At 59.4% G+C, this 15,029-nt stretch carries 14 protein-coding genes; 2 read left to right on the top strand and 12 right to left on the bottom strand.

The genetic code is table 11. The annotated features are described in order from the left end of the window. Window positions 1-2 precede the first annotated feature (2 nt). The 3 genes from D8U61_RS21955 to D8U61_RS21965 form a co-directional block, all read right to left on the bottom strand. On the bottom strand, window positions 3-824 hold the full coding sequence (locus D8U61_RS21955) for a transporter substrate-binding domain-containing protein (RefSeq protein WP_130927666.1): 822 nt from the start codon (window positions 822-824) through the stop codon (window positions 3-5). A gap of 81 nt (window positions 825-905) precedes the next feature. Continuing rightward, window positions 906-1,835 (bottom strand): FAD-binding protein, encoded by a 930-nt coding sequence (locus tag D8U61_RS21960; protein WP_056788298.1) that lies wholly within the window; start codon window positions 1,833-1,835, stop codon window positions 906-908. Continuing rightward, window positions 1,836-2,585: an electron transfer flavoprotein subunit beta/FixA family protein gene (locus D8U61_RS21965; RefSeq protein WP_130902167.1), complete on the bottom strand. Its 750-nt coding sequence runs from the start codon at window positions 2,583-2,585 to the stop codon at window positions 1,836-1,838. It abuts the gene before it with no gap. 550 nt (window positions 2,586-3,135) lie between these two features. On the opposite strand from D8U61_RS21965, the gene D8U61_RS21970 reads away from it, so the two are divergent. Then, window positions 3,136-4,800: an electron transfer flavoprotein-ubiquinone oxidoreductase gene (locus tag D8U61_RS21970; protein ID WP_024013896.1), complete on the top strand. Its 1,665-nt coding sequence runs from the start codon at window positions 3,136-3,138 to the stop codon at window positions 4,798-4,800. 122 nt (window positions 4,801-4,922) lie between these two features. Here D8U61_RS21970 and D8U61_RS21975 read toward each other — a convergent pair whose 3' ends face one another. After that, on the bottom strand, window positions 4,923-5,813 hold the full coding sequence (locus D8U61_RS21975; RefSeq protein ID WP_125926389.1) for an AraC family transcriptional regulator: 891 nt from the start codon (window positions 5,811-5,813) through the stop codon (window positions 4,923-4,925). A 190-nt stretch (window positions 5,814-6,003) separates the two neighbouring features. Here D8U61_RS21975 and D8U61_RS21980 point away from each other — a divergent pair, with 190 nt between their 5' ends. After that, window positions 6,004-7,056 carry an alcohol dehydrogenase catalytic domain-containing protein gene (locus D8U61_RS21980; protein WP_016770957.1) on the top strand — a complete coding sequence of 351 codons (1,053 nt, stop codon included), beginning with the start codon at window positions 6,004-6,006 and terminating at the stop codon, window positions 7,054-7,056. Between the two features lie 11 nt (window positions 7,057-7,067). On the opposite strand, the gene D8U61_RS21985 is transcribed toward D8U61_RS21980, so the two are convergent. The 8 genes from D8U61_RS21985 to D8U61_RS22025 all read right to left on the bottom strand — a co-directional run bounded on the left by D8U61_RS21985 (window position 7,068) and on the right by D8U61_RS22025 (window position 14,952). After that, entirely contained in the window at window positions 7,068-7,871 is an 804-nt protein-coding gene (locus tag D8U61_RS21985; RefSeq protein ID WP_130888510.1) for an IclR family transcriptional regulator, read from the bottom strand. 61 nt (window positions 7,872-7,932) lie between these two features. Continuing rightward, on the bottom strand, window positions 7,933-9,243 hold the full coding sequence (locus D8U61_RS21990) for an MFS transporter (RefSeq protein ID WP_130888462.1): 1,311 nt from the start codon (window positions 9,241-9,243) through the stop codon (window positions 7,933-7,935). Between the two features lie 191 nt (window positions 9,244-9,434). Next, entirely contained in the window at window positions 9,435-10,583 is a 1,149-nt protein-coding gene (gene dgoD, locus D8U61_RS21995; protein ID WP_016770960.1) for a galactonate dehydratase, read from the bottom strand. 61 nt (window positions 10,584-10,644) lie between these two features. Beyond that, on the bottom strand, window positions 10,645-11,265 hold the full coding sequence (locus D8U61_RS22000) for a 2-dehydro-3-deoxy-6-phosphogalactonate aldolase (RefSeq protein ID WP_073472308.1): 621 nt from the start codon (window positions 11,263-11,265) through the stop codon (window positions 10,645-10,647). Window positions 11,266-11,284: 19 nt separating this feature from the next. Further along, a complete protein-coding gene (locus tag D8U61_RS22005; protein WP_130927667.1) occupies window positions 11,285-12,274 on the bottom strand; it encodes a 2-dehydro-3-deoxygalactonokinase in 990 nt (329 codons plus the stop codon). Between the two features lie 777 nt (window positions 12,275-13,051). Next, window positions 13,052-13,792: an alpha/beta hydrolase gene (locus D8U61_RS22015; protein ID WP_071173197.1), complete on the bottom strand. Its 741-nt coding sequence runs from the start codon at window positions 13,790-13,792 to the stop codon at window positions 13,052-13,054. Between the two features lie 6 nt (window positions 13,793-13,798). Then, complete coding sequence (locus tag D8U61_RS22020) at window positions 13,799-14,293, bottom strand: PAAR domain-containing protein (protein WP_130902169.1); 495 nt, start codon at window positions 14,291-14,293, stop codon at window positions 13,799-13,801. Next, window positions 14,290-14,952 carry a hypothetical protein gene (locus tag D8U61_RS22025; RefSeq protein WP_130902170.1) on the bottom strand — a complete coding sequence of 221 codons (663 nt, stop codon included), beginning with the start codon at window positions 14,950-14,952 and terminating at the stop codon, window positions 14,290-14,292. Before D8U61_RS22025 ends, D8U61_RS22020 begins: the two co-directional genes overlap by 4 nt. Window positions 14,953-15,029: the final 77 nt, after the last annotated feature.

The raw sequence follows: 15,029 nt of genomic DNA on the forward strand, positions 1-15,029 counted from the left end.
CCCTACTGTTTTGGGGCACTGACAGGTAGTGGCGGCTGTTGCTGTTGCGCCTTCCAGCGCTCGATGTTGCGTTGCAGCGCGGCTTCCGTCAGTCCGGACGCGGGCAATTCTGTCATCTTTTTGGCGAGCTGTCCGCGCAACCACGGATCGTTGCAGGCCGAGTTATGCGAAACCGCGAGGAACAGACCCGGCCGGTCGATGGGTTGTTCGAACGCCAACAGATCGCTGGTCATGCCCAATGTCTGCGCGGCGGCAAGGCCTGAGTAACGTCCGGCGAGGACATATTCCACCTCGCCCAACAGCAACTTCTGTAGTGCCTCGGTAAGGTTGGCTGTGCGGGTCAGGGTCAGATTCTGCTCGGCGAAAGTGCCGAATGCCTGGGTCATCCGCGACTTTTCCGACACCGCGCCGGCATGGCCTTTCAGGTCGCTGGCCTCGGCATAGGTCAGCGTCGAGCCTTTGCGCGTCCACACCAGATAGTCGTTTTCCAGCAGTGGCGGATGGATGTAGTCAAGGGTTTCCAGCTCATTAACGGTCAGCGGCGCGTCGGCCAGCATGTCCATGCGCCCGCTGCGCACTTCATCGAGGGCCTGCGAGCGTTTGCCGGCGTAGAGCAGGTCGACTTTGATGCCCAGATCCTTGGCCACTTGCTGCAACAGATCGGCACTGGCGCCGATCAAGCGCTTGGGGTTTTGCGGGTCCTGCCACAAGTAGGGCGGCGCGTCAGGGCTGCCGGTGACGACCAGGCGCTCGCACTTGCCCGCGGCCATGGCCAAACCCGGCAACAGCAACCATCCCAACAACCATCCGCAGCGCAGATCCATGGCAAAACGCTCCCGCTTGAAATTCGAGACAAAAAAAAGCCCGACCAACAGGCCGGGCTCTTTATAAGTGAAGCCGCCGGATTAGACCAGCTTCTCCAGCTCAGGTACTGCTTCGAACAGATCCGCCACGAGACCGTAATCGGCCACCTGGAAGATCGGCGCTTCTTCGTCCTTGTTGATCGCAACGATCACTTTGGAGTCTTTCATGCCGGCCAGATGCTGGATCGCGCCGGAGATACCGACGGCGATGTACAGCTGTGGCGCAACGATCTTGCCGGTCTGACCGACCTGCATGTCGTTGGGTACGAAACCTGCGTCGACCGCGGCGCGCGAAGCACCGACGGCAGCGCCCAGCTTGTCGGCCAGGGCGTACAGGTGTTTGAAGTTGTCACCGTTCTGCATGCCGCGACCGCCGGAAACGACGATCTTGGCAGCGGTCAGCTCAGGACGGTCGGACTTGGCCAGCTCTTCGCTGACGAAGCTCGAGGTACCGGCGTCGTGGGCAGCACCCACGGCTTCAACGGCAGCCGAACCACCTTCAGCAGCAACCGGATCGAAACCGGTGGCACGCACGGTGATCACTTTGATCGCGGCGGTCGATTGCACGGTAGCGATGGCGTTACCGGCGTAGATCGGACGCTTGAAAGTGTCAGCGCTTTCGACCGAGATGATCTCGGAGATCTGGTCAACGTCCAGCGCAGCAGCAACGCGCGGCAGGATGTTTTTGCCGTTGGAAGTGGCGGCAGCCAGAATGTGGCTGTAATTCTTGCCCAACTCTGCAACCAGAGGAGCAACGTTTTCCGGCAACTGATGCGCGTAGGCGGCATTGTCAGCGTTGAGGACTTTGCTCACGCCAGCGATTTTCGCCGCGGCTTCGGCCACCGGGCCTGCGCCCTGACCTGCTACCAGAACGTGGATGTCGCCGCCGATTTTGGCAGCCGCAGCCACGGTGTTCAGTGTGGCCGGGGCCAGCACTTTGTTGTCGTGTTCAGCAATAACCAAGATAGTCATTTAGATTACCTTCGCTTCGTTCTTGAGTTTTTCAACCAGTTCAGCCACCGACTTGACCTTGATGCCCGCGCTGCGTGCAGCCGGCGCTTCGACTTTCAAGGTCTTGTTGGTGGAGGCGGTGGAAACGCCCAAAGCGTCCGGAGTCAGCACTTCGAGAGGCTTCTTCTTGGCTTTCATGATGTTTGGCAAGGACGCGTAGCGCGGCTCGTTCAAACGCAGGTCGGTGGTGACGATGGCTGGCAGTTTCAGCGAAACGGTCTGCGCGCCGCCGTCGATTTCGCGGGTCACGGCAATGCTGTCGCCGGAGACTTCGACTTTCGACGCGAAGGTGCCCTGACCGTAGCCGCTCAATGCCGCGAGCATCTGGCCGGTCTGGTTGTTGTCGCTGTCGATCGCCTGTTTGCCGAGGATCACCAGCTGCGGCTGTTCCTTGTCGACGACGGCCTTAAGCAGCTTGGCCACGGCCAGCGAGGTCAGGTCTTCAGCGGATTCGACGAGGATGGCGCGATCGGCACCCAGAGCCAGTGCGGTACGCAGTTGCTCCTGAGCGGTGGTCGGGCCGATGGAGACGACGACGATTTCAGTCGCAACGCCCTTCTCTTTCAGGCGTACGGCTTCTTCCACGGCGATTTCGCAGAATGGGTTCATCGACATCTTGACGTTGGCGAGGTCGACGCCGGAATTGTCCGCCTTGACGCGGACCTTGACGTTGTAATCCACAACGCGTTTGACAGCTACAAGAACCTTCATGGATTCCTCGTTACTCTCCGGTGAAAAGAAAGTCGCCTAGGCGAACCTGGCGGATGATGCTCATCGGGCGACAAGGGCACCTCTAAAAACGCCGGCTTGAATGTGAGGTGATTCACTTCGCGAAGGGAGGTGACCGTTCGTCAGGGGTGACTGTCGGGTCATTCATTCTCACGCTGTGTAAACTGCGCGCCGGACTTGCGCTGCGCATCACCGTCTACTGCCTGTGCCCTGTCTTTAGAGGTGCTCTTGAAACCGCCAGTCTGCCTACGGCGAGCGCAAAACCGCCCGTATCTTGACCGGAACGCCCATTCTGGTCAATACGCCAAAATGCCCTGTCATAAGCCGCGCTTCTTTGATTTATCAGGGCTGGAGGCGATTCAAACAAACGTTTGTATTGGACGCTCGGAGTGGTGTAGATATAATGCGCCGCCTAGAGAGAAAGGTGGATTCGCCAATATTCCCTTTGACGTTAACGTAAAGGCAATACGGATGCGAGATCAAACCTCCATATTAGAAAAAAAACTGTTGAGCCTTGAGTAGGAGATAGCCTGTGGAACGCGAATACATGGAATTCGACGTCGTCATCGTCGGTGCCGGCCCCGCTGGTCTGTCCGCCGCCTGCCGCTTGAAGCAGAAGGCCGCTGACGCCGGTAAGGAAATCAGCGTCTGCGTGGTCGAAAAAGGCTCCGAAGTCGGCGCACACATCCTCTCCGGAGCGGTGTTCGAACCCCGCGCCCTGAACGAACTGTTCCCGGACTGGAAAGAGCTCGGCGCGCCGCTGAACACGCCCGTCACACGCGATGACATTTTCGTGCTGAAAAACGCTGACAGCGCGCAGAAGATTCCTGACTTCTTTGTGCCCAAGACCATGCACAACGAAGGCAACTACATCATTTCCCTGGGCAACCTGTGCCGCTGGCTGGCTCAGCAGGCCGAGAACCTCGGTGTGGAAATCTACCCGGGCTTCGCCGCTCAGGAAGCGCTGATCGATGAAAACGGTGTGGTGCGCGGGATCATCACCGGTGATCTGGGCGTCGACCGTGAAGGCCATCCGAAAGAAGGCCTGTACACCCCGGGCATGGAACTGCGTGGCAAATACACGCTGTTCGCCGAAGGCTGCCGTGGCCACATCGGCAAGCAACTGATCAAACGCTACAACCTCGACAGCGATGCCGACGTTCAGCACTACGGCATCGGCCTGAAAGAAATCTGGGAAATCGACCCGGCCAAGCATCAGCCAGGCCTGGTGGTGCACACCGCCGGCTGGCCGCTGGACATCATGGGCACCGAGAACACCGGCGGCTCGTTCCTCTATCACCTGGAAAACAATCAGGTGGTGGTCGGTCTGATCGTCGACCTGTCCTACAGCAACACGTACCTGTCGCCGTTTGACGAATTCCAGCGCCTCAAGCATCACCCGGTGCTCAAGCAATATCTGGAAGGCGGCAAGCGCGTCAGCTATGGCGCCCGCGCCATCGCCAAGGGCGGCCTGAACTCGCTGCCGAAAATGGTCTTCAAGGGCGGCGCGCTGATCGGTTGCGACCTCGGCACCCTGAACTTCGCCAAGATCAAAGGCAGCCACACCGCGATGAAGTCCGGCATGCTCGCGGCGGAATCGGTGGCCGATGCGCTGTTCGCCGAGCAGGATTGCACCGTCGAACTGACCACTTACGTCGACGCATTCAAGAACAGCTGGCTGCACGAAGAACTGTTCGCCAGCCGTAACTTCGGCCCGGCGATTCACAAGTACGGCGCGATCATCGGCGGTGGTTTCAACTGGCTGGACCAGAACATCTTCGGCGGCAAACTGCCGTTCACCCTGCGCGACACCAAGCCGGATTACGCCTGCCTCAAGCTCGCGGCCGACTGCAAGAAGATCGATTACCCGAAACCTGACGGCAAACTGAGTTTCGACAAACTCAGCTCGGTGTTCATCTCCGGTACCAACCACGAAGAAGAGCAGCCGTGCCACTTGAAGCTGACCGATCCGAGCATCCCGATCAGCAAAAACCTGCCGCTGTACGACGAACCGGCGCAGCGCTACTGCCCGGCCGGCGTATACGAAGTGATCACCAAGGAAGACGGCGAGAAGCGCTTCCAGATCAACGCCCAGAACTGCGTGCACTGCAAGACCTGTGACATCAAGGACCCTGCGCAGAACATCACCTGGGTCGCGCCGGAAGGTGCCGGCGGCCCGACTTACCCGAACATGTAAGTCGAAACACTGAACAACAAGGCTCCCGACATGGGGGCCTTTTTGTTGCCCAAAATTCTTCTGCCACCACAAAACAACTGTGGGAGCGAGCCTGCTCGCTCCCACAGGAGATTATCGGTGGATCAGGCAGCGCGCTCATCCCCCGGACTGCGTTCGAAGTAACGCTTGTATTCGCGACTGAACTGCGACGTGCTCTGATATCCCACTCGATGCGCCACCTGCGCCACGCCCAGCCCCTCCGCCACCAGCAGCGTCTGCGCCTTCAACAAACGTAAACGCTTCAGATACTGGACCGGCGACAACAGCGTGCTGCGTTTGAAATGCTCATGAAAGGTCGACACGCTCATGTTCGCGCAACGGGCCAGTGTCTCGACATTGAGCGGCTCGGTGTAATGCGCATGCAGATGGCTGATCGACGCCGCCACCCGGGCGAATTGCCCTTGTTGCTCGACCAACGCCCGCAACACATCCGCTTGCGGCCCGCGCAGCGCGACGAACAATAATTCGCGAACCCGCGCCGGGCCGAGAATCTGGCATTCCAGCGGATCGTGCAGACAGCTAAGCAGCCGTTCGACACAACCGCGCATGCCATCGTCGAGTACCACCGAGGTCATCGACTCCGGCGTCTGCGCCGGAATATGCCGACCCGGCGCCAGCCCCATGGCCAGCACCAGTTCGCCGAGCAGGACGCGATCGATCGCCACCGACACACCGAGCAATGGCGCATCGGGCAAGGCAAAGGTTTCGCATTCGAACGGCACCGGCAGCGCCTGGATCAGGTAATGCCCGGCGCCATATTCCATGGTCCGTGGGCCGAGGAACGCCAGTTTGCTGCCCTGGGCGATGATCATCAGGCTCGGCTCGTAGATATGCGGACCACGGGCGACGTCGCAACTGGCGCGCAAAATCTGCACACCGGGCAGGCCGGTCTGGCTGTAGCCATCGCGCAGCGCCAGTGGCTCGATCAGCGAAACCAGCCGGGCATTGGCATCAAGATGACGGGTCAACTGCATCGAATAGGTCTTCGTAAAATTCACGGAAAAGGGGATGAAAACATCATCGCAGATCCGCTGGCCAATGCGATCGCCGAAACCCGCATGCCGGAGGATTAGGCATGAGACCCGGAGAAATCGTCATGGCCGCACCCGCCTCTGGCGCCCAGAATTCACCGCCTCACTTGTCACTGTTTTTGCGAGGTCACCCATGTACACCGCCATCGGCTATGCCGCCCAATCGGCCACCACTCCCCTCGCCCCGATGAAATTCGAACGCCGCAGCCCGCGCGCCGACGACGTGGCGATCGAAATTCTCTACTGCGGCGTCTGCCATTCCGACATTCACCAGGCACGCAATGAATGGGGCATCGCCGTTTATCCGCTGATGCCCGGCCATGAGATTGTCGGAAAAGTCACCGCGGTCGGTGCGAATGTCACCCGTCACAAGGTAGGCGATCTGGTTGGCGTCGGCTGCATGGTCGATTCCTGCCGCAGCTGCGAAGCCTGCCAGGCGAACCTCGAGCAATATTGCCTCGAAGGCCCGACCATGACCTACGCCACCCCGGACCGGGTCGATGGCAGCAACACCATGGGCGGTTACTCCGACAGCATCGTGGTCAGCGAACACTTCGTTGTGCGCATCCCCGAGAAACTGGCTCTGGCCAGCGCCGCACCGATTCTCTGCGCCGGCATCACCACCTACTCGCCGCTCAAGCACTACGGCGTCAAGGCCGGTGACAAGGTCGGGATTCTCGGCATGGGCGGCCTCGGCCACATGGGCATCAAGTTCGCCAAGGCGATGGGCGCGGAAGTCACGCTGTTCACCCGCTCGGCGAGCAAGGCTGAAGAAGGTCGCCGTCAGGGCGCCGATCACGTCATCGTCTCCACCGATGCCGAGCAGATGAAGGCCGCGGCCGGCTACTTCGACTTCCTGCTCGACACCATTCCGGTGCAGCACGATTTGAACCCGTACCTCGACACCCTGCGTTTCGACGGCGTGCACATTCTGGTCGGCCTGATCGAGCCGGTGAACCCGCCCGTTCACGCCGGCAAACTGGTGATGAGCCGCCGCGTATTGGCCGGCTCCTTGATCGGTGGTATCGCCGAAACCCAGGAAGTGCTGGATTTCTGCGCCGAGCACAACATCACCTGCGACATCGAAATGCTCGACATCCGCCAGATCAACGAAGCCTACGCGCGGATGATTGCCGGTGACGTCAAGTACCGCTTCGTCATCGACATGGCCACGCTGAAGGCCTAAACCTTCACGGCTTACACCTTCAAGCCCAGCTCCGCCGACAGCCGGGTTGTGACCCCTTTCAGCAGGGGGATCAACTCGGCCATTTTTTCCAGCGGCATGTACGGCACGGTGCTGGCGATACTGATCGCCGCGACGATGCCCTTGCTCGCATCACGAATCGGCGCCGCCACACAGCGGATCGACGGTTCGTTGTCTTCCAGATCGAACGCATAGCCACCGGCAACGTATTCGCCCATGCGCTGCTCAAGCTGTTCCCACGACTGCTGCGGATGCTGCGGCCAGAACTGACTTTTCCCACCTGCCGGCAGGCTGATGTCGTACAGCCGCCGCCAATCCTGCGGCGAATCATCGAGCATCAAGGCCTTGCCGATCCCGGTGCGCACCAGCGGCATGCGATGGCCGACCCGCGAGCGCATTTCCGGGCCGTTGCGTCCTGGATTCTTCAGCAGGTACAGCACTTCGTCGCCTTCGCGGATTCCGAGGTGCACTGTATCGCCAGTCAGTGCCGAAAGCTCGTCCAGATACGGCCCGGCCAGGGTCACCATCGGCAACTCTTCACGGGCCTGAAAGCCCAGTTCGATCAGTTTCGGCCCGAGCAGATAACCGATCTGCGGCACCACGCGCAGATAACGCTCGTCGACCAGGCAACTGGCCAGACGATGGGTGGTGCTGCGCGTGGTGCCGATCAGCCGGGCAATCTCCTTGAGATCACGCGCGCCACTGGCCACCGCCTGCACCACACCGAGGCCGCGCAGCAGCGTCTGGGTGCCGGTGGGCGCGGCGTCCTTGGTTTTTTCCGGGGCGTCTTCCTGCATATCCAGCCTTTTACCGTTGAGCGAAGGAACGGGCGGCATTATGGTCGCCCGAGACTGAGCACTACAACTCGATACGCTCGACCTTGCCCACCAGCAGCACGTAGGACAAGGCACCGACCAGTGCGAGCACGGCGATGTAGGTGATCGCCGGCGCGAACGAATCGCCGCTGGCGAGGAAGCCGATCACAATCGGCGTAGCAATCGCCGACAGGTTGCCGATGAAGTTGAACACGCCACCGGTCAGGCCGAGCAACCGCGCCGGTGCCAGCGTTGACACCAGCGACCAGGTGATCGACGCCAGACCGTTGCCGAAAAATGCCAGGGCGAGGAAGGCAATCACCAGCGGCGTCGACTCGACAAAGTTGGCGCCGATGATCGAAGTCGAAATCAGCAGCCCGCCAATGATTGGCAACTTGCGCGCGAAGCCCACGGTGTAGCCGCGCCGGATCAGGAAGTCGGAAAAGAATCCCGAGCACAACACGCCGACGAACGCGGCAAGAAATGGCAGCGATGCGAGCAGACCGGACTTGATGAAGTCCATGCCGCGATATTTCACCAGATAGGTCGGAAACCAGGTGAGGAAGAACCACAGCGTCGAGTTCAGGCAGAACTGGCCGAGGTAGATGCCCCACAACTTGCGCTTGCTGAGGACGATGCCCAGATCGGTCCAACTGAATCTGGCTTTGACCTTGGCCGCCTCGGCCTGGATATCGACCAGCCCGCCGCCTTCGCGGATCAGGTCGATTTCCGCCTGATTGGTGCCTTTGAAATCGCGCGGCTCGCGATACACCGCGTACCAGATCAGCGCCCAGAGAATGCCCACCGCGCCGGTGGCGACGAACACCATGTGCCAGCCGAATGCATGTTGCAGCCACGCCAGCACCGGGGTCAGGAAAGCCAGACCGACAAACTGTCCGGAGGTGTAGAAACCGATCGCCGTGGCGCGCTCGCGCTCAGGAAACCAGGTGGTGACCACGCGGCTGTTGATCGGATAGGCGGGTGCTTCCAGCGCACCGACGGCCATGCGCAGCACGAACAGCGCGATGAAGCTGCTGACGAATCCGAGCATCACTGTGGCCACCGACCACAGCAGCAGCGCGACGCTGTAAAGGATGCGCGGCGGCACCCGATCGACCAGCCAGCCGCCGGGGATCTGCATCGCGGCGTAAGTCCAGCCGAACGCGGAGAAGATCAGACCGACATGAACCGGATCGATGCCCAGCTCACTGGTCAGCGCCGGCGCGGCAATCGACAGGTTGCTGCGGTCGAGGTAGTTGATGACCACGGTGATGAACAGCAACACCATGATGAAAAACCGCTTGCGGCTAGGCGTGACTAAAGACGCCTGCCCGGAGAGGGTGTGCGTTTGCATGAGAGATGCCTCTTTTTATGTTTGTTGAGGTCATGACGCAGATCTCCTCTCCCTCGGAGAACTGATCGTTCCCACGCTCGGCGTGGGAATGCAGCCCGGGACGCTCCGCGTCCCAGCAGCGGACGCAGAGCGTCCATTGAGGCATTCCCACGCAGAGCGTGGGAACGATCTGATGCTAGCGAGTCAGAGACTCACCACTCGGCAAAGCTGCCATCGGCATGACGCCAGATCGGGTTGCGCCAGCGGTGGCCGACGGCGGCACGCTCGATCACGTATTCCTCGTTGATCTCGATGCCCAGCCCCGGGCCGTTCGGAATCTTCACGAAGCCTTGGTCGTAGTCGAACACACGCGGATCCTTCACATAGTCGAGCAAGTCGTTGCTCTCGTTGTAATGGATGCCCAGGCTCTGCTCCTGGATAAACGCGTTGTAACAAGCCGCGTCGAGTTGCAAACACGCCGCCAGGGCGATTGGTCCCAGCGGGCAATGCAGCGCCAGCGCGACGTCGTAGGCTTCGGCCATGTTGGCGATCTTGCGGGTTTCGGTGATGCCGCCGGCGTGGGAGGCATCCGGCTGGATAATGTCGACGTAGCCTTCGCTCAACACCCGTTTAAAGTCCCAGCGCGAGAACAGCCGCTCGCCGAGGGCAATCGGCGTGCTGGTCAGCGGCGCCAGTTCTTTCAATGCTTCGTAGTTTTCGCTGAGCACCGGTTCTTCGATGAACATCAGTTTGTACGGGTCGAGTTCCTTCATCAGCACCTTGGCCATCGGCTTGTGCACGCGGCCGTGGAAGTCGACGCCGATACCGACGTTCGGCCCGACCGCATCACGCACGGCGGCAACGTTGGCCAAGGCGAGGTCGACTTTCTCGAAAGTGTCGAGGAACTGCAGTTCTTCGGTGCCGTTCATTTTCACCGCCGTGAAACCACGGCTCACTGCTTCTTTCGCCGCACGCGCGGTGTCGGCCGGACGGTCGCCGCCGATCCACGAATAGACACGAATCTTGTCGCGCACCTGGCCACCGAGCAGATCGCTGACCGACACACCAAGGGCCTTGCCCTTGATGTCCCACAGCGCCTGATCGATACCGGCCAGCGCGCTCATGTGGATCGCACCGCCACGGTAGAAGCCGCCGCGATAGAGCACGGTCCAGATGTCTTCGATATTGCGCGGGTCTTTGCCGATCAGGTAGTCGGACAATTCTTCCACCGCAGCCGCTACGGTATGGGCGCGCCCTTCGACAACAGGCTCGCCCCAACCGGTCACGCCCTCGTCGGTTTCGACCTTGAGGAAGCACCAGCGCGGCGGGACGATGAAGGTCGTGAGTTTGGTGATTTTCATCTCTGCTCTCTTTTGTAAATGCAGCTTTTATTAGATGCAGCGCGCACAGCGCCGAAAAGTCTTAACGCAGGGCTTTCCAGGCAGCCACGTAGGCCTTGGCATTGACCGCCACCTGCTCGGGCGTCATGCCCGGTTTGAACAGGCCGGAACCGAGACCGAAACCTTTCACACCGGCGTCGATAAAGGCCTGCATGTTGTCCGGCGTAATGCCGCCGACCGGCGCCAGCACCGTGCCGGCTGGCAACACCGCGAGCCAGGCCTTGACGACCGCCGGGCTCATTTGCTCGGCCGGAAACAGCTTGAGAATGTCCGCGCCCTCAGCCAGTGCGGCGAAGGCTTCGGTCGGCGTAGCCACGCCCGGCGACAGGTACAGCCCCGCCGCTTTCGCCGCGCGCAACACCTTGGCATCGCTGTGCGGCATGACGATCACTTGGCCGCCAGCCGCTTTGACCTGCTCGACCTGCTCAGGGCTGAGCACGGTGCCGGCACCGATCAGGCAATCGGCGGGCAGCGCATCACGCAGGATGCGGATACTTTCGTACGGCGATGGGGAATTGAGCGGTACTTCGATGACGCGAAATCCGGCGGAATACAGGACTTCTCCGACAGCCGCCGCTTCCTGCGGTTGCAGGCCACGCAGAATCGCGATCAGACCGTTTTGTGCCAGTGCTTGCTTGAGCATGTCAGGCCTCCAGTCAGGGTTAACGGGATGAGGAATCGATCAGTCCGGCGGCGCGCGCCAGTTGCCACAGGCCACGCTCGGTGGCCTGCTCGGCCAGCGTCACCTGAGCAAAGCCGCAGGCGTCGAGGGCACGGCGATATCGCGTGCACAATTGCGCATTGCCGATGAGCACGATCGCTGGAAGATTCGCTTGATTGCGCCGGCGCCGCTGCACATTGGCGAGCGCGGCCAGCTCATGGCCGATCATCAGGCCGGACAGATAGTCCGCCTGAGCAGTCGGGCTCAGTTCACCGGTCAGGCCGAGGGTGCGGGCGCTGAACAAGGTCGAGAGCACACCGAGCGCGGCATCTGTCGACAGCGCGATCTGTACGCCGCGATCGAATGCCTGCGCATCGAAGGTCGCGCTCGGCTTCTGGGTACGGCCAAGAATGCTGTGCTCGCTGAGCACGGCAAACACTTCGCCGGTCATGAACGTATCGAAATGGGTGATGCGGCCATCGACCACTTCCACCCATTTCGAGTGGCTGCCGGGCAGGCCGATCAGCAGATCGCTACCCGCCTCGGCCGGCAGACTCTGCAGTACGCCGAGGACTTGGGTTTCTTCGCCACGCATTACATTCGGCAGACGCGAACGCTGGATCACGCCCGGGACGATATGCACCGGCGTACCGCGCAAGCTGACAACGGTTTGTAGGGAATTTCCGAGATGGGCGACGTCGGCCGGCGTCTCGCAGTAAGCCGCTTCGCGCCAGCCCTGTGCACTGCCGACCATGCCGCAAGCGATTACCGGCAGATCCGGCTGCGCATTGAGCCAGTCACCACAGGCTTCGTCGAAGGCCAGTTCAAAACCATCGGCGCATTCACGGCCGTGGATGATTCGCGGGGTCTTGGGCAACTGCATGATCCCGGACGACAGCGCACGCTGCTCCAGCACCACACCGTCCGCCGCGAGTTTGTAAGCACGTAATGAGGTCGTCCCCCAATCGAGCGCGATCAATTGCGCCTGCATCGCTTCACCTGTTTTGTTTTTGGCAGTGAGTGCGATGGACTATAAACCCGAGGGACGGGAAATCTCAATATATAAATATCAATCCCACATTATGGGAAGATCAACAGTAACGGTATCACCTCACTCAAAGCGCCCCCTCTTGGGCTGCAACGATGGCGATCGAAGGGCCGAGTCAGGCTTGCACGGACAAAAATGCAAGGTTCGCCATGCCGCTGCGGTCGGGAAATACTCAGGGAGAGCGGCCCTCGAAAGAGGCAAGGCCGGACGGGATACTTTTTATTTTGCAGGTCCAGTTGTCAGCAAATCCGCGCTAGGTACCCGCATAATCTTGGAAAAATACGTCTTGTATGTAGTGGAGTGGACTCTATAAACACAGGAAAAGGAATCTCTGGCTTTTAAAAAGGGATCCAGTGTTTCCCCTTTCAGGCGCCTTTGTCCCCCCTCATCGTCTACCGACTCGTCAAAAATGACATCTGCTCTATAGATTAACGAGTCCGGCGAAACCCTCTCGATAAACCCGAAGCCGGACTGTTTAATTCGGTGTGCCTGAGAGAAATCAAGGTCATTCGTCAACGAGCAGACCAGCCCACGCCCTATAGACGACTTGAACAGGCCGAGAAGTTCCACGTCGGACTTGAAATAAATTTGATAAATTCCGGTAGTACGAAGCCGCTCTGTCTTTTCGTATTTGAGGTTAGCAATGGGCCGACCATGATTCAAAGAACAAGCCGAGAGTACCGACATACATATTGTCAAGATTAAAACCTTCACAGGTAGTTACCCCTTAATCCATTTGAATATTGACTCCGCTACAATCTGTCGCGCTGACTTTCCACCGGGCAAGGCGTGAGCATACATAGAGTTGGCATCTGCGTGATTGATATCGAGCCGCCCCATGACGTTCGGTCCTTCGGAGATCTCCCATTGCTCACCGAAGTCTGCAACCAGATCTGACAGGTTCCAATCGACCGCAGCTGCCCTGATATTTACCCAATACTGCGCTTTAGGCTTGGGAACCTGACGATATATTTTCGAAATACCATATACGATTTTGCCGTGTCCTACGGGATCCAGGGTCACCAAAATTTTTATTTTGAAACCGCGCTCGGTTAAAATCGCAGACAAATGAGCACCGTTCCAGCCGCCCAAACTGTGGCCAATGATATAAATCGCAGTATTGCAACTTGGAATTTTTCGAATAACGTTACGCTCCAAATCCTCCTCACTCATAAATGAGTTATAACCAAGAGGCAACGTCGTACAAGATTTCTGTATTTCCAGCGCTTCGATGTCCGCGTCGACCATGTCTCGCACATAGTCGACATTGTGATTGGGACCATCAACGTAATACCGTTCCTGATCGCCAGCTCCACCAACAAGAAAAACCATTGCATCGCGGACGCTTACTGTTACTTGCTTGACCGATTGATCTGTCTTGCAAGTAAGTGTATGACTCACCGGATCCCTTTTCGCCATTGGCGGTGGTGGAGCCTCTGCTGTAGCACTTCCATTTGCCATCTCTAATTACTCCACAAATAATTTAATCGTCTCAGCCAGGTGCGAACTGACGGTATGGGTAAATCCCGCCGCATCCGTCACGCCAGACTCTTCACTGCCGTCACCCCGCTGAATGATGTAAGGGTGATAAGAGACCGGCTCTCCGGTGTCCTGATTGACTACTTGCAACCTGTCAGTGAAATGCACCGGCATCGGCAACAGCCCACTAAATGCTGCCCCTCCCCCATTTTGGCCGATGATCACCGTGCCCGAGCCACCGGTCACGACATTGCCATGCCCACCAGTGCTATCGAGCATCGCGGCATTCAGGCCGTTAATGAAAACAGTGCCGGAGACCGCTCCGGTGATAGGGCTGCCACACGCTGATTTATCGGTCATGCGTGCAGCAGCGAGGCCGTCGAAGAATACGTCCGGCGAGCCGGAGACAATCGGGTTGGTGCCGTGACCTGGCAGTGGGCAGGCGGTTGGGTCGGTGACGCGTGCTGCGGGTTTACCACTCAATTCAAAGCTCCTTGCTTAAGGGGTGCCGGGGATGGCTGATAGATGTCGATGTCGGTCGCGGCAAAGCGCCAGCGATTGTCGACCGGGTCGAACAAAGCATGACAATGCTCACCGCTTTCAGGTGATGTCGCGGTTTGTATGGCACGCCAGGCTTCGTTGGCTTGCCAACTCAACTCGGCAGGCGTTGCATCATCAAGTTCGTTGAGCCAGGCGTTGTAGTTGCGCAGGTGATTGCGCTCGAAAGTCGATTGCAGCAAGTCGCCCATTTCCACGCCAAGGTCCAGATGATGCCTGGAGGTCCAGCGCCCCACTTCGGAGTAGACGTGCCAGCCCATCGGGATCAACGCACCGTTTTTCAACAGAGAATGGCCGGCGAGAGCGACGAAGCCGCAACAGACGTGCAGCATCAGCCAGCCTTGATGGGCGTCGATAATCGCTGTGGGATCAAAGGTTCTCAGCGCTACCACGCGGTAGTCGCCAAGGTCGGCACTGCGCGTCATCAACTCGGCATCAAGCCGCGACACGAAAGCCCGTATAGCCACGCCGCCAGTGCGCTGGGCCATGCAGAGAATTTCCACAGCCTGTCGATTCGGGTCGTCAGAAGAGCCGGTAGTTTTCACCAGACCATACAGACGCATGGACGCCTGCAGTCCGCTCATAGCTGGTCACTCATTGACGCAGCGAGGGTTCCACAGGCGCGGAGAAATTTTGCCAGATGCATTGCAGGTGTCGTCCG

This window comes from Pseudomonas sp. Sample_14, assembly GCF_004307515.1.
Lineage (GTDB): Bacteria > Pseudomonadota > Gammaproteobacteria > Pseudomonadales > Pseudomonadaceae > Aquipseudomonas > Aquipseudomonas atacamensis.

What these genes read in the sequence shown, in the direction of transcription:
- D8U61_RS22000 (WP_073472308.1), bottom strand. Translation starts at nt 11,265, where the DNA reads ATGCTCAAGCAAGCACTGGCACAAAACGGTCTGATCGCGATTCTGCGT.
- D8U61_RS21990 (WP_130888462.1), bottom strand. Translation starts at nt 9,243, where the DNA reads ATGCAAACGCACACCCTCTCCGGGCAGGCGTCTTTAGTCACGCCTAGC.
- dgoD (WP_016770960.1), bottom strand. Translation starts at nt 10,583, where the DNA reads ATGAAAATCACCAAACTCACGACCTTCATCGTCCCGCCGCGCTGGTGC.
- D8U61_RS22025 (WP_130902170.1), bottom strand. Translation starts at nt 14,952, where the DNA reads ATGAGCGGACTGCAGGCGTCCATGCGTCTGTATGGTCTGGTGAAAACT.
- D8U61_RS22005 (WP_130927667.1), bottom strand. Translation starts at nt 12,274, where the DNA reads ATGCAGGCGCAATTGATCGCGCTCGATTGGGGGACGACCTCATTACGT.
- D8U61_RS21980 (WP_016770957.1), top strand. Translation starts at nt 6,004, where the DNA reads ATGTACACCGCCATCGGCTATGCCGCCCAATCGGCCACCACTCCCCTC.
- D8U61_RS21985 (WP_130888510.1), bottom strand. Translation starts at nt 7,871, where the DNA reads ATGCAGGAAGACGCCCCGGAAAAAACCAAGGACGCCGCGCCCACCGGC.
- D8U61_RS21955 (WP_130927666.1), bottom strand. Translation starts at nt 824, where the DNA reads ATGGATCTGCGCTGCGGATGGTTGTTGGGATGGTTGCTGTTGCCGGGT.
- D8U61_RS21960 (WP_056788298.1), bottom strand. Translation starts at nt 1,835, where the DNA reads ATGACTATCTTGGTTATTGCTGAACACGACAACAAAGTGCTGGCCCCG.
- D8U61_RS21965 (WP_130902167.1), bottom strand. Translation starts at nt 2,585, where the DNA reads ATGAAGGTTCTTGTAGCTGTCAAACGCGTTGTGGATTACAACGTCAAG.
- D8U61_RS21975 (WP_125926389.1), bottom strand. Translation starts at nt 5,813, where the DNA reads ATGCAGTTGACCCGTCATCTTGATGCCAATGCCCGGCTGGTTTCGCTG.
- D8U61_RS22015 (WP_071173197.1), bottom strand. Translation starts at nt 13,792, where the DNA reads ATGGCAAATGGAAGTGCTACAGCAGAGGCTCCACCACCGCCAATGGCG.